18 protein-coding genes and 1 rRNA gene are annotated in these 22,276 nt (G+C 71.6%); 11 read left to right on the forward strand and 8 right to left on the reverse strand.

Annotation, left to right across the window (positions count from 1 at the left end; all coding sequences use genetic code 11):
- A 5S ribosomal RNA gene (gene rrf / locus AB0472_RS38880) occupies positions 1-87 on the forward strand; the annotation flags it as partial.
- 111 nt (positions 88-198) lie between these two features.
- Here rrf and AB0472_RS38885 read toward each other — a convergent pair.
- Genes AB0472_RS38885 through AB0472_RS38905 form a run of 5 tightly spaced genes read right to left on the reverse strand, consistent with a single transcriptional unit; the run spans position 199 to position 5,851 of the window.
- Positions 199-1,509, reverse strand: a complete 1,311-nt coding sequence (locus tag AB0472_RS38885; protein WP_366363887.1) for a DUF58 domain-containing protein — start codon at positions 1,507-1,509, stop codon at positions 199-201.
- Complete coding sequence (locus AB0472_RS38890) at positions 1,509-2,498, reverse strand: MoxR family ATPase (protein WP_366363974.1); 990 nt, start codon at positions 2,496-2,498, stop codon at positions 1,509-1,511. Before AB0472_RS38890 ends, AB0472_RS38885 begins: the two co-directional genes overlap by 1 nt.
- A complete protein-coding gene (locus AB0472_RS38895) occupies positions 2,498-3,694 on the reverse strand; it encodes a DUF4350 domain-containing protein (protein WP_366363888.1) in 1,197 nt (398 codons plus the stop codon). The genes AB0472_RS38890 and AB0472_RS38895 overlap by 1 nt, the downstream gene beginning before the upstream one ends.
- Positions 3,691-4,476, reverse strand: a complete 786-nt coding sequence (locus tag AB0472_RS38900) for a DUF4129 domain-containing protein (protein ID WP_366363890.1) — start codon at positions 4,474-4,476, stop codon at positions 3,691-3,693. Before AB0472_RS38900 ends, AB0472_RS38895 begins: the two co-directional genes overlap by 4 nt.
- A 4-nt stretch (positions 4,477-4,480) precedes the next feature.
- Positions 4,481-5,851: a hypothetical protein gene (locus tag AB0472_RS38905; RefSeq protein WP_366363892.1), complete on the reverse strand. Its 1,371-nt coding sequence runs from the start codon at positions 5,849-5,851 to the stop codon at positions 4,481-4,483.
- Between the two features lie 140 nt (positions 5,852-5,991).
- On the opposite strand from AB0472_RS38905, the gene mtnA reads away from it, so the two are divergent.
- The 8 genes from mtnA (at position 5,992) to AB0472_RS38945 (ending at position 15,792) form a co-directional block, all read left to right on the forward strand.
- Positions 5,992-7,131, forward strand: a complete 1,140-nt coding sequence (gene mtnA / locus AB0472_RS38910; protein ID WP_366363894.1) for an S-methyl-5-thioribose-1-phosphate isomerase — start codon at positions 5,992-5,994, stop codon at positions 7,129-7,131.
- A gap of 381 nt (positions 7,132-7,512) precedes the next feature.
- On the forward strand, positions 7,513-7,722 hold the full coding sequence (locus tag AB0472_RS38915; RefSeq protein ID WP_366363896.1) for a PLDc N-terminal domain-containing protein: 210 nt from the start codon (positions 7,513-7,515) through the stop codon (positions 7,720-7,722).
- 266 nt (positions 7,723-7,988) lie between these two features.
- Positions 7,989-8,678 (forward strand): two-component system response regulator MtrA, encoded by a 690-nt coding sequence (gene mtrA / locus AB0472_RS38920; RefSeq protein ID WP_015659998.1) that lies wholly within the window; start codon positions 7,989-7,991, stop codon positions 8,676-8,678.
- A gap of 1 nt (position 8,679) precedes the next feature.
- On the forward strand, positions 8,680-10,725 hold the full coding sequence (mtrB, locus tag AB0472_RS38925) for an MtrAB system histidine kinase MtrB (RefSeq protein WP_366363898.1): 2,046 nt from the start codon (positions 8,680-8,682) through the stop codon (positions 10,723-10,725).
- The gene (locus AB0472_RS38930; RefSeq protein WP_366363900.1) at positions 10,715-12,571 is read left to right on the forward strand and encodes an LpqB family beta-propeller domain-containing protein; all 1,857 of its coding nucleotides are present in this window, start codon (positions 10,715-10,717) and stop codon (positions 12,569-12,571) included. Before mtrB ends, AB0472_RS38930 begins: the two co-directional genes overlap by 11 nt.
- A 308-nt stretch (positions 12,572-12,879) precedes the next feature.
- On the forward strand, positions 12,880-13,827 hold the full coding sequence (locus AB0472_RS38935) for a ComF family protein (RefSeq protein ID WP_366363902.1): 948 nt from the start codon (positions 12,880-12,882) through the stop codon (positions 13,825-13,827).
- 282 nt (positions 13,828-14,109) lie between these two features.
- Positions 14,110-14,835 carry a ribosome-associated translation inhibitor RaiA gene (gene raiA / locus AB0472_RS38940; protein WP_366363904.1) on the forward strand — a complete coding sequence of 242 codons (726 nt, stop codon included), beginning with the start codon at positions 14,110-14,112 and terminating at the stop codon, positions 14,833-14,835.
- A 207-nt stretch (positions 14,836-15,042) separates the two neighbouring features.
- Positions 15,043-15,792 carry a response regulator transcription factor gene (locus tag AB0472_RS38945; RefSeq protein WP_366363906.1) on the forward strand — a complete coding sequence of 250 codons (750 nt, stop codon included), beginning with the start codon at positions 15,043-15,045 and terminating at the stop codon, positions 15,790-15,792.
- Positions 15,793-15,834: 42 nt separating this feature from the next.
- Here the strand turns inward: AB0472_RS38945 and AB0472_RS38950 are convergent, their stop codons facing one another.
- Both AB0472_RS38950 and AB0472_RS38955 read right to left on the reverse strand, forming a co-directional pair.
- Positions 15,835-17,052, reverse strand: a complete 1,218-nt coding sequence (locus tag AB0472_RS38950) for a crosslink repair DNA glycosylase YcaQ family protein (protein WP_366363908.1) — start codon at positions 17,050-17,052, stop codon at positions 15,835-15,837.
- A 49-nt stretch (positions 17,053-17,101) separates the two neighbouring features.
- Entirely contained in the window at positions 17,102-17,677 is a 576-nt protein-coding gene (locus AB0472_RS38955; RefSeq protein ID WP_366363909.1) for a GNAT family N-acetyltransferase, read from the reverse strand.
- Positions 17,678-17,967: 290 nt separating this feature from the next.
- On the opposite strand from AB0472_RS38955, the gene secA reads away from it, so the two are divergent.
- Positions 17,968-20,808 (forward strand): preprotein translocase subunit SecA, encoded by a 2,841-nt coding sequence (secA, locus tag AB0472_RS38960; protein ID WP_366363911.1) that lies wholly within the window; start codon positions 17,968-17,970, stop codon positions 20,806-20,808.
- Between the two features lie 109 nt (positions 20,809-20,917).
- Here secA and AB0472_RS38965 read toward each other — a convergent pair whose 3' ends face one another.
- Complete coding sequence (locus AB0472_RS38965; RefSeq protein WP_366363913.1) at positions 20,918-21,379, reverse strand: Rv3235 family protein; 462 nt, start codon at positions 21,377-21,379, stop codon at positions 20,918-20,920.
- A gap of 337 nt (positions 21,380-21,716) precedes the next feature.
- Between AB0472_RS38965 and AB0472_RS38970 the strand changes: the two genes are divergently transcribed.
- Entirely contained in the window at positions 21,717-22,232 is a 516-nt protein-coding gene (locus tag AB0472_RS38970) for a hypothetical protein (RefSeq protein WP_366363976.1), read from the forward strand.
- Positions 22,233-22,276 lie beyond the last annotated feature (44 nt).

A 22,276-nucleotide genomic window follows, 5' to 3' on the forward strand; every position in this document is an offset into this window, starting at 1 on the left:
GGTTACATTCCGAACCCGGAAGCTAAGCCTCACAGCGCCGATGGTACTGCAGGGGGGACCCTGTGGGAGAGTAGGACACCGCCGAACAAATATTGGGAAAGGCCCACGCCATTGGCGTGGGCCTTTCTGCGTTTACGGGCTTTTGAGAGCTCCGGTAGAAACCGGCAGAGGCCGGCTGCGGCCCCTGCCGTCCGCGAATCAGAGCCGGCCCGCGGCTTTCAACGCCAGATACGCGTCCGCCAACGCGGGAGCGAGGTCATCCGGCGTCGCGTCCACGACCGTCACTCCGTGTCGGCTGAGTTGCTCCGCGGTCCGGTGCCGTTCGCTCTGCGCCTGCGCGGCCGCCGCTGCCTCGTACACCGCATCGGCGTCTCCACGGGCCGTCGCCATGCGGGCGATGTGCGGGTCGGCCACCGAGGCGAGGAGAACCGTGTGCCGTTGGGTCAGCTGGGAGAGCACCGGAAGCAGACCCTGCTCGACCGGAGCGGTGTCCAGCGTCGTGAGCAGGACGATCAGGGAACGCCGCGGGGCCGTGCGGAGTGCCGTGGCGGTGAGGCCGCGGGCATCCGTCTCGACGAGCTCGGGCTCCAGCGTGGCCATCGCGTTGACCAGGGAGGGGAGGACGTCGCCTGCCGCCCGGCCCTGGACCAGAGCGCGGACCCTACGGTCGTAGGCGAGCAGATCCACACGGTCGCCCGCGCGTGAGGCGAGGGCCGCCAGGAGGAGTGCCGCGTCCATGGACGCGTCCAGGCGGGGCGCGTCGCCCACCCGGCCGGCGGAGGTACGTCCGGTGTCGAGGACAAGGAGGATGCGCCGGTCGCGCTCGGGACGCCAGGTGCGCACCGCGACCGCCGACTGCCTGGCCGTTGCCCGCCAGTCGATGGAGCGGGTGTCGTCGCCGGGAACGTACTCGCGGAGGCTGTCGAATTCCGTGCCCTCGCCGCGGGTCAGGACGCTGGTGCGGCCGTCGAGCTCACGCAATCGGGCGAGTTTCGACGGCAGATGCTTGCGGCTGGTGAAGGGGGGCAGAACCCGTACAGTCCAGGGCACTTGGTGGCCGCTCTGGCGGGAGAACAGGCCGAGGGGGCCGTAGGAGCGGATCGTGACGCGGTCCGCCCGGCGGTCGCCGCGGCGGGTGGGGCGCAGGCGGGTCGTGACGCGCCGGCGTTCACCCGGGGGGACGGTCAGCTGGTGGCGCGAGGCCTCGACCTCGGTGCCCGGCTGCCAACTGCTGGGCGGCCAGCCGTCCCTGAGCCGGGCCCGGAGGGGGCGCCCGGACGGGTTGGTCACCGTCAGGGTGACGTCCGCCGTCTCGCCCAGGCGGGCGGACGTGTCGCCGGCGCGGGTGAGCGAGAGGCGTCGTACCGGAGCCGCGAGGGCGAAGTCGCAGGCGCAGGCGAGGGCCAGTGGGCCGTCGACGGCGAGGATGCCCGTCCAGCTCGGCCCCCAGATGCCGATCGGGATCGATCCGATGGCCGCGATGAGGGCGGCGCGTCCGGTGAGGGGCATCAGCGGGGGACCGGGACGTGGGCGAGGATCGCGTTGATGACGGAGTCGGCGGTCACGCCCTCCATCTCGGCCTCGGGGCGGAGTTGGACGCGGTGGCGGAGGGTCGGCAGGGCGAGGGCCTTCACGTCGTCGGGGATGACGTAGTCGCGGCCGGTCAGCCAGGCCCAGGCGCGTGAGGTGGCCAGGAGGGCGGTGGCGCCGCGCGGGGAGACGCCGAGGGTGAGGGACGGCGACTCGCGGGTCGCGCGGCAGATGTCGACCACGTACGCGGTGATCTCGGAGGAGACGTTCGTCTTGGCGACCGCCGCGCGGGCGGCTTCGAGGTCGGCGGGGCCCGCTACGGGGCGTACGCCGGCGGCGCGCAGGTCGCGCGGGTTGAAGCCCTCGGCGTGGCGGGTGAGTACGTCGATCTCGTCCTGGCGGGAGGGGAGAGGGATCGTCAGTTTGAGGAGGAAGCGGTCGAGCTGGGCTTCGGGAAGGGGATACGTGCCCTCGTACTCGACGGGGTTCTGGGTGGCGGCGACCAGGAACGGGTCGGGGAGCAGGCGCGGGACGCCGTCGACGGTGACCTGGCGTTCCTCCATCGCTTCGAGGAGGGAGGACTGGGTCTTGGGCGGGGTCCGGTTGATCTCGTCCGCGAGGAGCAGGTTGGTGAAGACCGGGCCGGGCTGGAAGGAGAACTCGGCGGTGCGGGTGTCGTAGACGAGGGAGCCCGTGACGTCGCTCGGCATGAGGTCGGGGGTGAACTGGACGCGCTTGGTGTCCAGTTCGAGCGCGGATGCGAGGGCGCGGACGAGCAACGTTTTGGCGACTCCGGGGACTCCTTCAAGGAGAACGTGTCCGCGGCACAGGAGGGCGACGACGAGGCCGGTCACGGCGGGGTCCTGGCCGACCACGGCTTTGGCGATCTCTGCGCGCAGGGCCTCCAGGGAGGCCCGGGCGTCGGCCGGGTTCCCGGTGTTCCCGGCGTTGTCAGTGGTCGGGTCCATCATGGACGGCGTACCTCTCTTTCGAGGGCGTCGAGCTGGTCGGTGAGAGTGATGAGGGCCGCGTCGTCGCCGGGCGGCGGTCCGAAGAGCAGTGCCTGCAGGGCCTGTCCGTCGCCGTGGAGGTGTGCGGAGAGGGCGGGGAGCAGGGCTTCGGGCGCGTGCGCCTGGGAGACGGGGACGCCCACGAGAGGGGCGAGCCGGGTGCGGGCGGTGGAGCGAAGAGCGGCGGCCGCGCGGTCGCGGGCGCTGGCCTTGCGGTAGAGGCGGGCGCGGCCTTCGACGGTTTCGGAGGCGCGGATCGCCACGGGGAGTTTCTCTGGCACGAGGGGGCCGAGCCGGCGTGCCCGCCAGAAGGCGGCGAGGGCGGCGGCGATGAAGAGCTGGAGTGTGCCCCAGAGCCAGCCGGAGGGCAGCAGATCGAACAGGGATTTCTGGTCGCCGGTGTCGGTGGCCGTGGCGTCGGAGAGCGAGGGGAGGTACCAGACCAGATGGGTGCGCGAGCCGAGGAGTTGGAGGGCGAGCGAGGCGTTGCCCTGCTTGTCGAGGCGGTCGTTGAGCAGGATGTCGGGCGCGCCCAGGACGATGGTGTCTCCGTTTCCGGAGGCCGCGGGGATGCGGAGGAGCGTGGCCAGGCGCTGGCTGGGGTAGCAGGTGTTGGCGTCGAGGTGGGTGGTGGTGTAGCGGATGCCACCGGTGTCGGCGCTGCCGGCCCGCCGGGCCGCGTCCAGGGTGCAGTGCGGGTCGAGCGTGGAGCGGACGCTGTTGGCGGGGTCGGCGGTGACGCCAGGAGCGAGCCGTTCGACCGACGTGCTGCCGGCCGCGACCAGGACGGTGCGGCCGCCCGACGGGGCCGCCGACCTCTGCAGCAGGGACTGCTGGTGCGGGGTGAGCAGGTCGGGGACGGCGACGAGAAGGGTGGTGTCGGGGCCGGCCGCGGCGCGGGCCTCGGCCAGGGTGGTGACCACGCGGGTGTCCACGCCCCGGTCGGCGAGGAGCTCGGCGACGGCGCGGCTGCCGTAGGGGTCGGCGGAGCGTGGGTCGAGGTCGCCGTGCCGGGTGTCGGAGCGGATCACGGCGATGGCCACGGCTCCGGCGAGGACGAGCACCACGGCGAGGACGATGCCGCGGGTGCGGGTCCACACCTGGCGGGTGGTGGGCGCGGTGGAGGTGGCCGGGAAGGCTACGCTGGTGGTCATTCGGCGGCCCCCTGGCGGCTGTTGTGGGCCGCGCTGTGGGTGGTGCTGGTGAGGATCGGCTTGGTGCGTTCCAGGTCGCGGTCGAGCTCTGCGATGCGCTCGTACGACGCCTGGGTCGCCCTGCGGCCGCCGTACGTCACGTCGTCGAACTCCAGGGCCGCGGCGCGCAGCCGGTCGGTGTGGGCGGGCAGGGCGCGGCCCGCTTCGGCGGCGGCCTCGTCGGCGGTGCGGCCGGGGCGGGCGTCGAGCAGGGCGCGTTCCTCCAGGGCGCGGACGACGGCGCGCATGCGTTCCTGGAGGGCTTGGTTCCAGTGGCCCTGGGCGGCGTGTGCCTCCGCGGCCGCGCGGTGTTCGGCGGCGCTGCGGGGGCGGTCGTCGAACAGGGTGGCGGCGGAGACGGGCCGGCGGCGGGGGGTGCCCAGGCGCCACCACAGGGCGCCCAGGACGGCGATGACGGCCAGGACCACGACGACCAGGCCGAGCGCGCCTCCGGGCGTCGCGGACGCGGCGGCGGAGAGCAGGCGGTCGACCCAGTCCAGGACGGCGTTCAGGGCGCGCTGGAACAGTCCCGGGTCGTTCTCGTGGTACATCCGCTTGGACAGCTCATGCCGCGCCGCCTCCCGTGCGGGTTCGCGCGGGATGGTCACGGGTGGCTTGCCGTCCGAGCCGGCCAGCGCCGGCAGCGCTGCGAGTCCGGTTCGCGACAGGCCTCGTACGGCCTCCTCGGCGGCGCGCGGCAGGGCTGCGGGCACCGCTGCGAGGACTCCCCCCGTCAGGCTCACCGCATCAGCTCCCCGGGACGGTGCCGGGGGTGCCGGCGCCGTCGTTCTCGACGCCTGCGGCGCGGGCCAGTTCGAGGTCGAGGGCCTCGCGGCGGATGCGCTGGTCGATGTAGAGGAGCACGGTGACGCCCGCGTTGATCGGGAAGGTGAGCATGGAGCCGATCACCGAGCCGATGCCGCTGATGACGAGGAACGTCCAGCCGTAGTTGTTGTTGGTGTTCTCCAGGAAGCCGGTGAGGCCGTGTCCGCCTGCGTAGGCACCGATGAGGGTGAAGGGGATCACGGCGATCGACGAGACGATGTTGGCGATGATCGAGGCGAGGAACTGGATGCCGAAGACCCGCCACCAGGAGCCGCGGACGAGCTTCATGGAGCGGCCCAGGGACTTGGTGATGCCCTGCTTCTCCAGCATCAGGGCGGGCGAGGCCAGCGAGAAGCGGACCATCAGCCACACGGTGACCACGACGCCGGCGAGGATGCCGACGATGAGCAGGGCGGCGATGGCTCCGCTCGGGCCGCTCGCGAGCGCGACGACGATGCCGGGCAGTGCGCCGACGAGCAGGACTCCGACCGCGATGAGCCCGGTCACGAGGATGAGGCCGCACAGCTTGAGGACCTGCGAGCGGGCGTCGCGCCAGGCTTCGCCGATGGTCACGGACTTGCCGAGTACGGCGCGGCTGGTGACGGTCGTCAGCAGGGCTGTCGCGATGATGGTGCCGACCAGGGTGATCAGCAGGACCGCGCCCGAGCTGAGCGCGACCTCGCCGGCGGCGCGGCTGATCTCGGTGAGGGAGGCGCTCGGGTCGTTGAGGGCGTCGGTGGTCTCGGTGTCGTTCAGGACGAGGCCCTGGAGGAGGATCACCGCGACCTCGGTGATGACGGCGACCGTCAGCGAGATGCCGAGGACCGTGCGCCAGTAGGTGCGCATGGTGGAGACGGCGCCGTCCAGGATCTCGCCGACGCCGAGCGGGCGCAGCGGGATCACGCCGGGCTTGGCGGCGGGCGGGGGACCGCCCCAGCCGCCGCCCCAGGCTCCGTATCCGCCGGGCGGGCCGTATCCGCCGGGTCCTCCGCCGTAGCCTCCGGGCCCGCCGTAGCCGCCGCCGGGGGGTTGCCCGCCCCAGCCGGGTCCGGGGGGTGGGGGCGGCGGTGCCTGGCCTGGTGCCGGGGCGCCGGTGGGCGCGGACCACTGGCCGGGCGGCGGTTGTTCCTTGGACCACTGCGAGCCGGAGCCCTGTGGATCCGTGCCCGGCTGATCGGCGGGCGGTTCGGCAGGTCCTGCGGGGACGGGGCGGTCGGCAGGGGCGGACGCGCCGGGTTCCCGCCCGTCGGACGGGGCGGATCCGGGCGAGGCCCAGCCCGGAGTGTCGTTCATCGAAGCTCCTTCACGGTGCCCGTCCGCGAGCGCGGCGGCAGGTTGGCTGCCATCGTGCCATGGGGTGGGCGCCCAGTGACCTGCCGCGGTGGAGGCTGTGCACCTTCAATGGTCCGCCGGATACGGGGCAGACTGAGTCCATGGCTGATCAGTACGCGCAAACCGGCGAGGACAAGCGGCCGACGGGAATGCCAGTGATCCGGTGGGAGGAGCCGCCCGAAGGTCCCGTGGTGGTCCTTCTCGACCAGACCAGACTGCCGACGGAGGAGGTCGAGCTGGTGTGCACGGACGCGTCGGCGCTGGTCGAGGCGATCCGTTCGCTGGCGGTGCGCGGTGCGCCACTGCTCGGGATAGCGGGGGCGTACGGGGTGGCGCTCGCCGCCGTGCGGGGCTTCGACGTGGACGAGGCCGCGGCTGCGCTGTCGGGTGCCCGGCCCACGGCCGTGAACCTGTCCGCCGGGGTGCGCAGGGCCGTGTCGGCGTACCGGTCCGCTCTGGCCGAGAGCGGGGACGGCGGGGCGGCGGCCGCGGCGGCGCTGGGCGCGGCGCGGGCGCTGCACCGGGAGGATGCCGAGGCCAGCGCCCGGATGGCCGGGCACGGGCTGGCGCTGCTGGAGGAGCTGCTGCCCGGCGGAGGGCACCGGATCCTCACCCACTGCAACAGCGGGTCGCTGGTCTCGGGAGGGGAGGGCACGGCCTTCGCGGTGGCCCTCAGGGCGCATCGGGCGGGGCGGCTGCGGCGGCTGTGGGTGGACGAAACACGTCCGTTGCTGCAAGGCGCTCGCCTGACGGCATACGAGGCGGCTCGCAGCGGCATGGCGTACACCTTGCTCACCGACAACGCGGCCGGTTCGCTGTTCGCGGCGGGGGAGGTGGACGCGGTGCTGATCGGGGCGGACCGGATCGCGGCCGACGGATCGGTGGCGAACAAGGTGGGGAGCTATCCGCTTGCGGTGCTCGCGCGGTATCACCATGTGCCGTTCATCGTGGTGGCGCCGTTGACGACGGTGGATCCGGAGACACCGGACGGGGCCTCCATCGAGGTCGAACAGCGCGCCGGATACGAGGTGACCGAGCTCATAGCACCGCAGGTGCCGGTGACGGGAGCGGGGGGCGGGATTCCGGTGGCACCCCTGGGGACCCAGGCGTACAACCCGGCGTTCGACGTGACGCCGCCCGAGTTGGTGACGGCGATCGTCACCGAGGAGGGCGCTGTCTCTCCCGTGACGGCAGAGGCTCTCGCGGAGCTGTGTGCCAGGTCGCGCCGGGTGACGACTTAGCCATTGGGATGATGTCGGCTCGACCGACGGGAACGGCCCCTCCACCTGCGGCGATTCGCGGGCCAAGGGGCCGTGACATCCAGCGGCGACATCAACGGGTGTCGGAGTCGGACCGGTCGGCTCCCAGTTCCCGAATCCGAGCCGGCTGCCGAAGCAGGTGGTCGAGCCGGCCCACCGCCGTAATCACGTGGTGCCGTCCGCGGAATGAAGACGTGCCCGTCCGGATCTTCGAACCGCGGGCGTCCCGTGCTCGGCGCGCGCTCACGAAGCATGGTCGTGCGCATCCGGGTAGTGACGAGACGCCCGGTAATATCGTCCGTTGGTGGGGCCGGGCCGAGTCGCACGCGGATGGGCGTTCGCCCTTGCACGTGAGGTGACTCGATGTTGGTTTACGCGATGTACGTGATCGTTGCGGCGTTGTACGTCTATGCCCTGGCCGACTGCGTCAGGACCCCCGCGGCGCGCATTCGGCTGCTGCCCAAAGTGGGCTGGTTGGCCGTCCTGGTTCTGTTCCCCGTTCTGGGCGCCATCGGCTGGCGAAACCTGGGCAAGCGGTCCGCCCCGGTCGAGGGTCGGGCGTCTGCCGCCTGAGCGGCAGACGATGAGGACACCGAGGCCGGCGAACCGGGCGGGACCACGGAGACCTTCAGAGTCAACTTCATGGCTGGACCCTGGGCCTCTCCGCAGGGTGCGGTGCCGGTGCTGGCAAGAACGGCGTGCTCACCTGCGCAGCGCCTGACATCTACCGCCGGCATCGACGTTGGCGGACGGGGGCAGACAGTGACGGCCCCCTGCGGCTATCGTCACTGGCCGGTGACCCTGGTCACCTGCGTAACCTTCACCGTTATGAGAATGGGATGATGTCGTTTATGAAGGGACGAGTCCTTGTCGTCGACGACGACACCGCACTGGCCGAGATGCTCGGCATCGTGCTGCGTGGTGAAGGTTTTGAGCCGTCTTTCGTAGCCGACGGCGACAAGGCGCTGGCCGCTTTCCGTGAGACCAAGCCCGACCTGGTGCTCCTGGACCTGATGCTGCCCGGTCGGGACGGTATCGAGGTGTGCCGCCTGATCAGGGCGGAGTCCGGGGTGCCGATCGTGATGCTCACGGCGAAGAGCGACACCGTCGACGTGGTCGTGGGCCTGGAGTCGGGCGCGGACGACTACATCGTGAAGCCGTTCAAGCCGAAGGAGCTGGTCGCCCGGATCCGGGCGAGGCTGCGGAGGTCGGAGGAGCCGGCGCCGGAACAGCTCGCCATAGGTGACCTGGTCATCGACGTGGCCGGGCACTCGGTGAAGCGGGACGGGCAGTCGATCGCGCTGACCCCGCTGGAGTTCGACCTGCTGGTCGCGCTCGCCCGCAAGCCGTGGCAGGTGTTCACGCGGGAGGTGCTCCTGGAGCAGGTCTGGGGCTACCGGCACGCGGCGGACACCCGTCTCGTCAATGTTCACGTCCAGCGGCTGCGCTCCAAGGTCGAGAAGGACCCGGAGCGGCCGGAGATCGTGGTGACCGTCCGTGGTGTCGGATACAAGGCGGGACCGAGCTGACATGTCCGGTGACAGTGCCGCTTCGGCCCCCGGCCGGTCCGGGGACCGTCCGGAGCGGCCTGTCGGCGGGAAGCGGTTCGGTACGCGCTGGCGGCTGCTCTTCGAGGGTGGTCTGCTTCAGGGCGGGGTTCAGGGCAGTCCGGTGCTGCGCCTGTTCATGCGCTGGGTGCGACGGCCGCTGCTGCCGGTCATGCGGCTGTGGCGGCGCAACATCCAGCTCAAGGTCGTCGTCACGACCCTGCTGATGTCGCTGGGCGTCGTCCTGCTGCTCGGCTTCGTCGTCATCGGGCAGGTACGCAACGGCCTGCTGGACGCCAAGGTGAAGGCCTCGCAGAGCCAGGCCACCGGTGGTTTCGCGGTGGCCAAGCAGAAGGCCGACGAGGCCGCGACCGGTACCGGTGACACCGCGGTGTCGGCGGACGGCCGGCAGTCGCAGAACGTCACCTCGTGGATGAGCGACCTCGTCGAGTCCCTCTCCAGCGGTGGCCAGGGCGCCTTCGACGTGGTCACGCTGCCTGCGGGCGACAACAACAGCGGGGGCGGGCGCACCCGTGCCTCCGGGCAGGTCGACCCGACGGCCAGCGTGCCCGACGACCTGCGCACGCGGATCAACGGCAACACGACGGCCGCGCAGAGTTACACCCGGATCATCTACACGGACGACAAGGAGTCGCAGCCCGCGCTGGTCATCGGCAAGCAGGTCAGCGATCCGAACAACGATCCGTACGAGCTGTACTACCTCTTCCCGCTCACCCAGGAGGAGAAGTCCCTCAGCCTGGTCAAGGGCACGCTGGCGACCGCCGGGCTGTTCGTCGTCGTTCTCCTCGGGGCCATCGCCTGGCTCGTCGTACGGCAGGTCGTCACGCCGGTGCGGATGGCGGCCGGGATCGCCGAGCGGCTGTCGGCCGGGCGGCTCCAGGAGCGGATGAAGGTCACCGGCGAGGACGACATCGCGCGGCTCGGCGAGGCCTTCAACAAGATGGCGCAGAACCTCCAGCTGAAGATCCAGCAGCTGGAGGAACTGTCGCGGATGCAGCGCCGGTTCGTCTCGGACGTCTCGCACGAGCTGCGGACGCCGTTGACGACCGTCCGGATGGCGGCCGACGTCATCCACGAGGCCCGCGAGGACTTCGACCCGGTGACCGCGCGGTCCGCGGAGCTGCTCGCCGACCAGTTGGACCGGTTCGAGTCGCTCCTCGCCGACCTGCTGGAGATCAGCCGCTTCGACGCGGGCGCGGCGGCGCTGGAGGCGGAGCCGATAGACCTCAGGGAGGTCGTACGGCGCGTGGTCAGCGGGGCCGCGCCGCTCGCGGAGCGCAAGGGCACACACATACGCGTGCTCGGCGACCTGCAGCCCGTGGTGGCCGAGGCGGATGCCCGGCGCGTGGAGCGGGTGCTGCGCAACCTGGTCGTCAACGCCGTCGAGCACGGCGAGGGCAAGGACGTCGTCGTCAAGCTGGCCTCGGCGGGCGGGGCGGTCGCGATCGCGGTGCGCGACTACGGCGTCGGGCTCAAGCCCGGCGAGGCGACCCGGGTCTTCAGCCGCTTCTGGCGGGCCGACCCGGCACGCGCGCGTACCACCGGCGGTACGGGTCTGGGGCTGTCGATCGCCCTGGAGGACGCGCGACTGCACGGCGGCTGGCTGCAGGCGTGGGGGGAACCGGGCGGCGGCTCGCAGTTCCGGCTGACGCTCCCCAGGACGGCGGACGAGCCGTTGCGGGGCTCGCCGATACCCCTGGAGCCCAAGGACTCCCGGCGCAACCGGGGGCTCGGCCAGGCGGGTCTGCCGAGCGGCGCCGAGGACAAGCTGGCCACCGTGCCGGTGCAGCCCGGTGGTGGCCATGCGTCGTCGCTGGCGCCGATGACGCAGCGGATGGCCGCTGTGGCCCCCACTGCCGACCCGACCGCGCTGCCCGGCAACGGCGCGCGCGTGGTGCCCCGGCCGGCCCAGGGCGTCCAGCGTCAGGAGGGCCCGCCCGAGGCGGGTAGGGGCGGTGCCGGGGCGGACGAGTCGAACAAGCCAGGGGAGGCATTTCGTGGGCGCTGACCGCGAGGGGAGCGCCCGGCGCCGGATGGCGCGCGCGGTGGCGTACGCCGCCTGTGGGACCGTGGTTCTGGCCGGCTGTGCCTCCATGCCGGACAGCGGCGACCTGCGGGACGTCGAGTCGACGCCGCGGCAGGACACGCAGGTGCGGGTCTTCGCCATGCCGCCGCAGCAGGACGCTTCGTCCACGGAGATCGTGCAGGGCTTTCTGGAGGCCCTGACCAGCGACGATCCCAACTACGACACGGCACGCAAGTACCTGACCAAGGCCGCCGCGAAGACCTGGCGGCCGGAGTCGCAGGCCATGGTGCTGGCGAACGGGCCGAGCATTCAGACGGACCCGCGCCCGGCCGGCCGCGAGGGCACGAGCAGCATCACCTACACGCTCCAGGGCAGCCGGGTGGCCACCGTCGACGCGCAGCAGGCGTACGCGCCCGCGGACGGGGCGTACCGCAGGACCGTGCATCTGACGAGGGACGCCAAGAGCGGGCAGTGGCGCATCGACTCGCTGCCGCAGGGTGTCGTGATGGGCAGGTCCGACTTCCAGCGCAACTACACGTCGGTCGACAAGTACTACTTCGCCTCGGACACGTCGGCGGGGGAGACCGGGCAGCCGGTGGCCGTCGCCGACCCCGTTTTCGTGCGCAGCCGGGTGGACCCGACGACCCAGCTGGTGCGTTCGCTGCTCAGCGGTCCCACCACCTGGCTCCGCCCGGTGGTCCGGTCGAGTTTCCCGACCGGTGCGGCGCTGAAGAAGGGCGTGTCCGGGCTGACGCCGGACGACCAGAACCGGCTCACGGTGCCGCTGAACGTGAAGGCGTCCCGGATCGGCGCGGTCAAGTGCGGTGAGATGGCGACCCAGTTGCTCTTCACGCTGCGCAACCTGACGCCCACCGTGGACTCGGTCGCGCTGCAGTCCGTCAGCGGCGCCCACATGTGCGACATCACCGAGGAGCAGGCCGAGTCGACGGCCTGGCGTGCCTCCACCAAGCGCCCCGACTACCTGTACTTCCTCGACGGCAAGCACCGGCTGGTGCGGATGCCGACCGGAGGTGCCGGCACCGACGCCGGTGCCGGCACCAGCGCGGTCGCGGTACCGGGCCCGTTCGGCGTGGGCACCAAGCCGCTGCGGTCGGTGGCGGTCGCCCGCGACGAGCGGACGGCGGCCGGGGTCACCAGCGACGGCAGGTCCCTGTACGTCACCTCGCTCGCGTCGGACGGTTCGCTGGGCAACGCCGTGCTGACCAGTCACGGTGCGACCGAGGACGACCGGCTGACGGCCCCGAGCTGGGACGCCCGCGGCGACCTGTGGGTGGCCGACCGCGATCCCGCCAAGCCGCAGCTGTACATGCTGGTGCAGGGCGTGGGCCAGCCCGTGACCGTGCAGATGCCCGAACTGGACGGCCGTATCGAGGACGTGCGGGTCGCCGCGGACGGGGTGCGGATCGCGCTCGTCGTCGAGAAGGACGGCAAGCAGTCGCTGCTCGTCGGGCGGGTCGAGCGCACCAAGTCCGACGACCAGCAGGAGGTCTCGGTCCTCGAACTGCGCTCCGCGACCCCCGGATCCGAGGAGGTCACCGCGATGTCCTGGGCCGGGGACAGCAGGCTCGTGGTGGTCGGGCGCGAGCAGGGCGGTGTGCAGCAGACGCGGTACATCCAGGTCGACGGCTCGACGCCGGACGGGCCCGCGCCCGCGGCGCTCACGGGTGTCCTGGCGATCGCCGCGTCCGAGGACGACCGGGTGCCGCTGGTGGCCGACTCGCAGGACGACGGGATCGTCCGGCTGCCGTCCGGGGACCAGTGGCAGAAGGTGGTCAAGGACGGGTCGGCGCCGATCTACCCGGGCTGAGCCCCGCGCCGTCGGTGAACGGCCGTCCCGGTCCGGCGTCGAGCCGGCGGGGCGGCCGTTCGCATCGGTGCGGACGGGAGCCGTTGGGCGTGAACGCTGGGGTTGGACGTGGACGGGGGGCCATCGGACGTGGACGGGGGCCATCGGGCGTGGGCGAGGCCGTTGGGCGCCCCGGGCAACCGTCCTCCGGCAGGGCAACGCCCCCTTTCACCCGTGTGGGTGACGGGTTGTGCGTGTCTCGTGTAGTTGTCCACAGGCAGTTGTCCACAGGGGTGGCCGGTCGGGCCGGTCGTTGGCACAGTGGGCACATGCGGGGGTGGTGGCAGGACCTCACCGACCTGGTGCTACCGGCCGAGTGCGGAGGCTGTGGAACGCCTCGCACGGTGCTCTGCGACGGGTGCCGTGCCGCCCTGAGCGGGGCCGTACCGCGCCGGGTGCGACCGGTGCCGGAGCCGTCCGGGCTGCCGGCGGTGTACGCGGCGGCGCCTTACGCGGACGAGGTACGGGCGGCCCTCCTCGCCCACAAGGAGCGCGGTGCGCTGGCGCTGGCCGGGACGCTGGGCGCGGCGCTGGCGGGAGCGGTGCGGGCCGGGCTGCGGGACGGCTTCCGGGACGGCCCGGCCGGCCTTCGGGACGGTCGGACGGTCCGGATCGTCGCCTCGTGGAGCCGTAGGGCGGGTGGCGCCGGCCCGGACGAGCCCGTGCTGCTCGTCCCCGTGCCGTCCGCGCCGTGGGCGGTGCGGGCACGGGGACATGATCCGGTGCGGCGGATCGCCCTCGCGGCGGCCGCGGAGCTGCGGCGGGCCGGGGTCCCGGCCCGGGTGGTCCCGGTGCTGCGGCAGCGGCGGGCCGTCGCCGACCAGTCGGAGCTCAACGCCCGGCAGCGGTACGCGAATCTCGCGGGCGCGCTGGAGGTGACGGCGGGTGGTGCCCGGCTGCTGGCCGGGGGCCGGGTCTTCCTCGTCGACGACCTCGTCACCACGGGCGCCACCCTCGCGGAGGCGGCGCGTGCGGTGCGGGAGACGGCAGGGGCCGAGGGGGCCGAGGGGGCCGAAAGGGCAGGAGAGGCGAGGACGGCTGTGTATCGGCGCGCGGCCTGGGAAGGAAGGGAGGAACGGAAGACCGGACCGGCGGAAGAGCGGGTGAAGTGGGGACGCAACGCATCGGTATTGGCCGAGGTGAACGGCCTTGTGGGACCGGTCCGTGCCGCTGTGGTCGCGGCCGCTCCGGATTCTTTCGAAATGAACCGGAACTGACCGTGAACGTACATCGTTGCAGGTAGTGACGGGGTCAATTCACCTGAATGGAGGTACGCATCAGTAGAGGGTGACGACATCCGTCCGGGCGAGATATGTTCGGTTGTGAGGGAGAAAGCCGCAGGCCATGCCTCCCCAATCCGAATGCCGTGCCGCGGGTTTTCCGCAATCATCGCGGTGCTGGGGTGCAGATCTTGCCCATGGGGGAGGAGGAGGTGAAGTCGCCGAGTCCGAGGCTCCGGGGTTCACCGGAGCTGGGTGCAAAAAGGGAGATGCTCCGCAGTGCAGCGGAGTGATCCGGGAACGGAGTTCTGCGTGGACATCGTCGTCAAGGGCCGCAAGACCGAGGTGCCCGAGCGGTTCCGCAAGCACGTGGCCGAGAAGCTGAAGCTGGAGAAGATCCAGAAGCTCGACGGCAAGGTGATCAGCCTCGACGTCGAGGTGTCCAAGGAGCCCAACCCCCGACAGGCCGACCGTTGCGACCGGGTGGAGATCACGCTCCGCTCCCGCGGTCCGGTGATCCGGGCGGAGGCAGCGGCCAGTGACCCGTACGCGGCACTCGACCTGGCGGCGGAGAAGCTGGACGCGCGGCTGCGCAAGCAGCACGACAAGCGGTTCTCCCGCCGCGGTGCGCGGCGGATCTCGGCGGCCGAGGTCCCCGACCACGTCCCGGACGCGGCGACGCTCAACGGGAACGGCACCCCCGTCCACCCCGAGGACGCGGACGGAGTGCCCACCAAGAAGATGGGGTCCCTCGAGGTGCAGGGCGAAGGCCCCCTCGTGGTCCGCGAGAAGACGCATGTGGCCGCCCCGATGACCCTCGACCAGGCTCTCTACGAGATGGAGCTGGTCGGACACGACTTCTACCTGTTCGTCGACTCCGAGACCAAGGAGCCGAGTGTCGTCTACCGGCGACACGCGTACGACTACGGTGTCATCCACCTCAACACGGACCCGATGGTCGCCCAGGCGCAACCGCCCGCGGCGGGCGGCACGCTGGGCGGCTGACCGGCCCGGTCGGCAGGTGAGCCTGTGCCCCTGGACGCGCGCGTGCGCCCCCAGGGGCACCGGTGTGCGACCACTTCGCGCCGCGCTCGGTCACCCCGTTGACGCCCGGACATGGAATCATGGCCAGGGCGGCCCAACCGGTGGGCCGCTGCCTTGGGTTGGCGGATGGCACAGCACCACAGGCCACAGCCTTCAGGGGGAGGAACGATGGCGGACAGCTTCGGACCGATGCGGGACGGTGATGCCGGCGGCGGCGTCGTCGGCATGGGCCCGGACGCGGGCGGTACTCCACGCAAGGAACCGATCAGGGTCCTTGTCGTCGACGACCATGCCCTCTTCCGCCGCGGACTGGAGATCGTGCTCGCCGCCGAGGAGGACATCCAGGTCGTCGGAGAGGCGGGTGACGGCGCGGAGGCCGTCGACAAGGCCGCCGACCTGCTGCCCGACATCGTGCTGATGGACGTCCGGATGCCCAAGCGAGGCGGCATCGAGGCCTGCACCTCCATCAAGGAGGTCGCGCCCAGCGCGAAGATCATCATGCTGACGATCAGCGACGAGGAGGCCGATCTCTACGACGCGATCAAGGCGGGCGCGACCGGATACCTCCTCAAGGAGATCTCCACCGACGAGGTGGCCACCGCCATCCGCGCGGTCGCCGACGGGCAGTCGCAGATCAGCCCGTCCATGGCGTCGAAACTCCTCACCGAGTTCAAGTCGATGATCCAGCGCACCGACGAGCGCCGGCTGGTGCCGGCGCCGCGGCTGACCGACCGTGAACTCGAGGTGCTCAAGCTGGTCGCCACCGGGATGAACAACCGCGACATCGCGAAGGAGTTGTTCATCTCCGAGAACACCGTGAAGAACCATGTGCGCAACATCCTGGAGAAGCTGCAGCTGCACTCCAGGATGGAGGCGGTGGTCTACGCGATGCGGGAGAAGATCCTCGAAATCCGCTGAGGCGGTCCGGGGCGGCCGCGGCGGCCCCGGCGCGGGTGACGGTCAGCGCAGCGCGGCGATCAGGGCGCGGGTCACTTCCCTGAGGAGCGGCTCGCGCAGTTCGGGGGCGTCCACGTGCTCCACGCGCACCGTCGTGCAGTCCACCCAGCTCGCCGCCTCGACCAGCGCCTCGGCCACCGCCGGGACCGCCTTCGGGCCCTCCAGCGTGACCTGGCGGGCCACCAGGACGCCGCCCGCCTCGCGGGCGGGGTCCACCCGGCCCACCAGCCGGCCCCCGGCCAGCACCGGCATCGCGTAGTAGCCGTGCACCCGCTTCGGCTTCGGGACGTAGGCCTCCAGGCGGTGGGTGAAGCCGAAGATCCGCTCCGTGCGTGCCCGGTCCCAGATCAGCGAGTCGAACGGGGAGAGCAGCGTCGTACGGTGCCGGCCGCGCGGGGGTGCGGACAGGGCCGCCGGGTCCGCCCAGGCGGGCTTCCCCCAGCCCTCCACCTCCACCGGGACCAGACCCGAGTCGGCGATCACCGCGTCGACCTGCTCGCCCTTGAGCCGGTGGTAGTCGGCGATGTCCGCGCGCGTGCCGACGCCCAGCGACTGCCCGGCCAGCCGGACCAGGCGGCGCAGGCACTCGGCGTCGTCCAGTTCGTCGTGGAGCAGCGCGGCCGGGACCGCGCGCTCGGCGAGGTCGTACACCCGCTTCCAGCCGCGCCGCTGGACGCACACCACCTCGCCGTACATCAGGGCGCGCTCCACGGCGACCTTGGTGCCCGACCAGTCCCACCACTCGCTGGTTTTCTTCGCGCCGCCCAACTCCGTCGCGGTCAGCGGGCCTTCGCTGCGCAGCTGCTTGATCACCTGGTCGTAGGCGCCTGCGGGGAGGTCGTGGCTCCAGTGCGGGCGGTCGCGGTAGGCCCGGCGGCGGAAGGCGAAGTGCGGCCACTCCTCGATGGGGAGGATGCAGGCCGCGTGCGACCAGTACTCGAAGGCGTGCGGTCGTGCCGGAGACGCGTCCGAGGTCCCGGTCTGCCAGTAGGCGGCCTCGACCGTTCTGCGGCCGACCCGGCCGAGGCGGGCGTACGGGATCAGCTCGTGGGAGCGGGCGAGGACCGAGATGGTGTCGAGCTGGACCGCGCCGAGGTGGCGGAGCACGCCCCGGACGCCGGCACGGCGGTCGGGGGCGCCGAGGAAGCCCTGTGCCTTCAGCGCGATACGGCGGGCTTCGTCCGCCGAGAGGGTGGCGGCGGGGCGCGGGAGGGTCGTCATGGGTCGGACGATAGAGGGTGGCACTGACAGCCCGGCAGGAGCTGGGGTCTCAGTCCTGCGAGGGGGCCGGCAGGTAGGGCGCCGCGGAGGGCAGGCCCAGGTCCGAGGGGAGCAGCGAGCCGACCCAGCAGTCGCGTCGTACGCCCTTGTTGTTGAGAGAGGAGCGGAGGGTGCCCTCGACGGTGAAGCCGGCGCGTTCCGCGACCACGCGGGAGGCGTGGTTGCCGACCTCGGCACGCCATTCGACCCGGTCGATCGCCATCCGTGTGAACGCCCAGCGGGCGGCCGCGAGGGTGGCCTCGGTGGTGTAGCCGTGGCCGCGGTGCTCCTTGGCGGTCCAGTAACCCACCTCGGCCGTCCCCAGGGAGCGCATGGTCAGGGCGAGCATCCCGGCCAGCCCGCCCGTGGGCAGGAAGACGCCGAAGGTGAACATCGAGCCCTCGGACCAGCCGTCGGGGACCATCTGCTCCGTGAAGCTGCGGGCGTGCTCGGCGAGGTAGGGCGAAGGAATCGTCGTCCAGCGCTGAATCTCGGGATCCTGGACGGCCGCGTACACCGCGTCGGTGTCCTGCGGGCCGACCGCGCGCAGCAGCAGACGAGGGGTGGTGAGCGTGACGGGTTCCATCGGCTGATTCTCCTCGCCATGCCGTCCGGTACGCCATCGGTTTCGCTCTGTGTGAGCGAGTGATCACATTTCGCGCAATTCCTGGCTCCGGCGCGGCACTATCCGTGTGCCGCGGCCGTTGTCCCTGTGAAGCGTGGAACGGGCTCGCAGGGCCCGCAGGAAAGCGGCGGACGGTCCTCGGGGCGACAGGCCTCCCGACACGGCCGGGTCCTCGCATACGATGGCCGTTGCTCAGTACGTCAAATGGAAACCGACCCTCCCAGGCCCGACCGGCAAGGAGACTAACCCCCGTGTCCGTCCTCTCGAAGATCATGCGTGCAGGCGAAGGCAAGATCCTGCGCAAGCTGCACCGCATCGCGGACCAGGTCAACTCCATCGAAGAGGACTTCGTCGACCTCTCCGACGCCGAGCTGCGGGCCCTCACCGATGAGTACAAGCAGCGCTATGCCGACGGTGAGAGCCTCGACGACCTGCTCCCCGAGGCGTTCGCCACCGTCCGCGAGGCCGCCAAGCGCGCCCTCGGCCAGCGCCACTACGACGTGCAGATCATGGGCGGCGCGGCCCTCCACCTCGGCTACGTGGCCGAGATGAAGACCGGTGAGGGCAAGACCCTCGTCGGCACCCTGCCCGCGTACCTCAACGCGCTGGCGGGCAAGGGCGTCCACCTCATCACGGTCAACGACTACCTGGCCGAGCGCGACTCCGAGATGATGGGCCGCGTCCACAAGTTCCTGGGCCTCACCGTCGGCTGCATCCTCGCCAACATGACGCCGGCCCAGCGCCGCGAGCAGTACGCGTGCGACATCACGTACGGCACGAACAACGAGTTCGGCTTCGACTACCTGCGCGACAACATGGCGTGGGCCCAGGACGAGCTCGTCCAGCGCGGCCACAACTTCGCCATCGTCGACGAGGTCGACTCCATCCTGGTCGACGAGGCCCGTACGCCGCTGATCATCTCCGGCCCGGCCGACCAGGCCACCAAGTGGTACGGCGACTTCGCCAAGCTGGTCCTGCGCCTGAAGAAGGGCGAGGCCGGCAACCCGCTCAAGGGCCAGGAGGAGACCGGCGACTACGACGTCGACGAGAAGAAGCGCACCGTCGCCATCCACGAGTCCGGCGTCTCCAAGGTCGAGGACTGGCTGGGCATCGACAACCTCTACGAGTCGGTCAACACGCCTCTGGTGGGCTACCTGAACAACGCCATCAAGGCGAAGGAGCTCTTCAAGAAGGACAAGGACTACGTCGTCCTCGACGGCGAGGTCATGATCGTCGACGAGCACACCGGCCGTATCCTCGCCGGCCGCCGCTACAACGAGGGCATGCACCAGGCGATCGAGGCGAAGGAAGGGGTGGACATCAAGGACGAGAACCAGACCCTCGCCACGATCACCCTGCAGAACTTCTTCCGCCTCTACAAGCGCCACGACCACAGCGGCAAGGAGCAGCCCGGCCTGTCCGGCATGACCGGTACGGCCATGACCGAGGCCGCGGAGTTCCACCAGATCTACAAGCTCGGCGTGGTCCCGATCCCGACGAACCGGCCGATGGTCCGTAAGGACCAGTCGGACCTGATCTACCGCACCGAGGTCGCCAAGTTCGAGGCGGTCGTCGACGACATCGCGGAGAAGCACGAGAAGGGCCAGCCGATCCTGGTCGGCACGACCTCCGTGGAGAAGTCGGAGTACCTCTCGCAGCAGCTCTCCAAGCGCGGCATCCAGCACGAGGTGCTCAACGCCAAGCACCACGAGCGCGAGGCCTCGATCGTCGCCCAGGCCGGCCGCAGGGGCGCCGTCACGGTGGCCACCAACATGGCCGGCCGTGGTACGGACATCAAGCTCGGCGGCAACCCCGAGGACCTCGCCGAGGCGGAGCTGCGCCAGCGCGGCCTCGACCCCGAGGAGCACATCGAGGAGTGGGCGCAGGCCCTCCCCGCCGCCCTGGAGAAGGCCGAGCAGGCGGTCAAGGCGGAGTTCGAGGAGGTCAAGGACCTCGGCGGGCTCTACGTCCTCGGCACCGAGCGGCACGAGTCGCGCCGGATCGACAACCAGCTGCGTGGCCGTTCCGGCCGTCAGGGCGACCCCGGCGAGTCCCGCTTCTACCTCTCCCTCGGCGACGACCTGATGCGCCTGTTCAAGGCGCAGATGGTCGAGCGCGTGATGTCGATGGCGAACGTGCCGGACGACGTGCCGATCGAGAACAAGATGGTCACCCGCGCGATCGCGTCCGCGCAGTCGCAGGTCGAGCAGCAGAACTTCGAGACCCGTAAGAACGTCCTGAAGTACGACGAGGTGCTCAACCGCCAGCGCGAGGTCATCTACGGCGAGCGCCGCCGCGTCCTGGAGGGCGAGGACCTGCAGGAGCAGATCCAGCACTTCATGGACGACACGATCGACGCGTACGTCGGCGCGGAGACCGCCGAGGGCTTCCCGGAGGACTGGGACCTCGACCGCCTGTGGGGCGCCTTCAAGCAGCTCTACCCGGTCAAGGTCACCGTCGACGAGCTGGAGGAGGCGGCCGGCGACCGTGCGGGCCTGACCGCCGAGTACATCTCCGAGTCCATCAAGGACGACATCCACGAGCAGTACGAGTCGCGTGAGACGCAGCTCGGCTCCGAGATCATGCGTGAGCTGGAGCGCCGGGTCGTGCTGTCGGTCCTGGACCGCAAGTGGCGCGAGCACCTCTACGAGATGGACTACCTCCAGGAGGGCATCGGCCTGCGCGCGATGGCCCAGAAGGACCCGCTGGTGGAGTACCAGCGTGAGGGCTTCGACATGTTCACCGCGATGATGGACGGCATCAAGGAGGAGTCCGTCGGCTACCTGTTCAACCTGGAGGTCCAGGTCGAGCAGCAGGTCGAGGAGGTCCCGGTCGAGGACATCGAGGCCGCGGAGGGCGTCCAGGACGCGGTACCGGCGCAGGCGGGCTCCCGTCCCGAGATCCGCGCGAAGGGTCTCGAGGCGCCGCAGCGGCGGGGCATGCACTTCTCGGCCGCCACGGTGGACGGCGAGGGCGGCATCGTCGAGGGCGACTTCGACTACGACGACGAGCCGGCCCGCTCCGAGGCCGACGGCCTGACCCGCGCCGAGCGCCGCAAGCAGGCGAAGAGCCGCCGCGGCCGCAGGAAGTAACACCCGCGCCGGCGAACGCTTCACGAGGGCCGGTCCCCTGCAGAAGGGGGGCCGGCCCTTCGGCATGCACGGGGTGGTCACGGCGGGCGGCCCGGCCGGGCTCCGGCCGTCAGGGGCCGTGCGACGGGCGGGGACCGCCCATCTCCACCGCCGTGCAGCGCCAGCGCAGGTCCGCGCCCTGTTCCAGGCGGAAGGCCAGCGCGCGCAGCCGTTCGCCGGCGGCGATGCGGGCGAAGACCTCCAGGGCGCCGGAGCGGGGGACGTAGTAGCCGATGTCGCTCACGACGGGGTCGGTGCCGCGGGTGCGCAGGGGGCCGCGTTCGGCGAGGCGGGCCAGGTCGTCGTAGGCCTGCCCCGCGGTGTGCCGGAGCATCCAGTGGACGGGGCGGCGGCCGCTCAGGACGGCCAGCAGACGCTCCGCGAAAAGGTCGGTGGGCCGGGGGCCCGGCGGGGCCGCCGGAGGCGTGAGCGGCCGGCGGGAGGAGGGGGCGCCGGGACGGCGGGAGTCGCGGCGACCGGGAGGCCGGGTGGCCGGGCGGAGCTGGGCGGTCCTGGTCATGACCTTGTTCATGGGGGTCCCCGTTCGGCGGGCCCGGCGGGTACCGGGCGGTAACTTTGGGTTACGGATCTTGTACGGGGCCGGGACGGCGACAGCAAGGCGGGGCGGTCCGTGTCGGGGGCCCGGAAAGGTTCACCTATCCGAGTGGTCGGAGGTGCCGCAGACCCGCTGGGCGGGCGGTGGTACCGGGTGAATCCACGGGCGCGGGGTGGACGCCCCCGACGTCACCGCCCGGGACCCGAAAGGGGACGCGCGCACGTATCCTGAAGGCCCTCCGGACGGCGCCAGGCCTTCTCCGGAGGCCATGCCCGAAGCAGAAGTGAAGAGCCCGGAAGAGAGCGGCCCAGCCATGCGCGTCTACGTCCCCCTGACCCTCCCCGGGCTTGCCGAGGCGCACAGGACGGGCGAGCTGGGGACCGGTTCGTTCGCCGCCTACGCCGTCACGCCCGCGCTGCGCGAGTGGTACCTCTCCGACGACATGGAAGAGCTGGAGTACGCCGCGCTCAACCGGGCCGCGCTGGCCTCCCTGCGGCTGCTGGCCGCCGACCCGGACGCGATGCGGCGCCGGGTCGTGGTCGCCGTCGACGTGCCCGACGGGTCGGCCGCGGCGGACCCGGACAGTGGGCTCGACCCGGCGGCGCTGGGCGAGGTCCGGGTGTCCGGGACGGTGGCGCTGGCCAGGGCGGCCTCGGTGCACGTCGACTCCGACGACGCCGAGGAGGACGTGACGGCGGCCGCCGGGGCGCTGGCGGCCGCGGACGGCGGTGACGACGACGCGCAGTTCGTCGTGGACGGGGCCGAGGACCACGAACTGCTCTGGTACGCCACACAGGAGATCCCGAACCTGGTGGGGCTCGACGGCTGAGGCGCGGCCCACGGGGCCCGGCGGGACGTCCGTGACCTGCGGTG

The organism is Streptomyces sp. NPDC086777 (assembly GCF_040702065.1).
In the GTDB taxonomy this organism is placed as follows: domain Bacteria; phylum Actinomycetota; class Actinomycetes; order Streptomycetales; family Streptomycetaceae; genus Streptomyces.

Excerpts from the sequence above, each read along its gene's own strand:
- mtrB (WP_366363898.1), top strand. The coding sequence starts at position 8,680 with ATGTCCGGTGACAGTGCCGCTTCGGCCCCCGGCCGGTCCGGGGACCGT.
- AB0472_RS38945 (WP_366363906.1), top strand. The coding sequence starts at position 15,043 with ATGGCGGACAGCTTCGGACCGATGCGGGACGGTGATGCCGGCGGCGGC.
- AB0472_RS38950 (WP_366363908.1), bottom strand. The coding sequence starts at position 17,052 with ATGACGACCCTCCCGCGCCCCGCCGCCACCCTCTCGGCGGACGAAGCC.
- AB0472_RS38905 (WP_366363892.1), bottom strand. The coding sequence starts at position 5,851 with ATGAACGACACTCCGGGCTGGGCCTCGCCCGGATCCGCCCCGTCCGAC.
- AB0472_RS38915 (WP_366363896.1), top strand. The coding sequence starts at position 7,513 with ATGTTGGTTTACGCGATGTACGTGATCGTTGCGGCGTTGTACGTCTAT.
- AB0472_RS38885 (WP_366363887.1), bottom strand. The coding sequence starts at position 1,509 with ATGCCCCTCACCGGACGCGCCGCCCTCATCGCGGCCATCGGATCGATC.
- AB0472_RS38955 (WP_366363909.1), bottom strand. The coding sequence starts at position 17,677 with ATGGAACCCGTCACGCTCACCACCCCTCGTCTGCTGCTGCGCGCGGTC.
- AB0472_RS38890 (WP_366363974.1), bottom strand. The coding sequence starts at position 2,498 with ATGGACCCGACCACTGACAACGCCGGGAACACCGGGAACCCGGCCGAC.
- AB0472_RS38895 (WP_366363888.1), bottom strand. The coding sequence starts at position 3,694 with ATGACCACCAGCGTAGCCTTCCCGGCCACCTCCACCGCGCCCACCACC.
- AB0472_RS38935 (WP_366363902.1), top strand. The coding sequence starts at position 12,880 with ATGCGGGGGTGGTGGCAGGACCTCACCGACCTGGTGCTACCGGCCGAG.
- AB0472_RS38970 (WP_366363976.1), top strand. The coding sequence starts at position 21,717 with ATGCGCGTCTACGTCCCCCTGACCCTCCCCGGGCTTGCCGAGGCGCAC.
- AB0472_RS38965 (WP_366363913.1), bottom strand. The coding sequence starts at position 21,379 with ATGAACAAGGTCATGACCAGGACCGCCCAGCTCCGCCCGGCCACCCGG.
- mtrA (WP_015659998.1), top strand. The coding sequence starts at position 7,989 with ATGATGTCGTTTATGAAGGGACGAGTCCTTGTCGTCGACGACGACACC.
- mtnA (WP_366363894.1), top strand. The coding sequence starts at position 5,992 with ATGGCTGATCAGTACGCGCAAACCGGCGAGGACAAGCGGCCGACGGGA.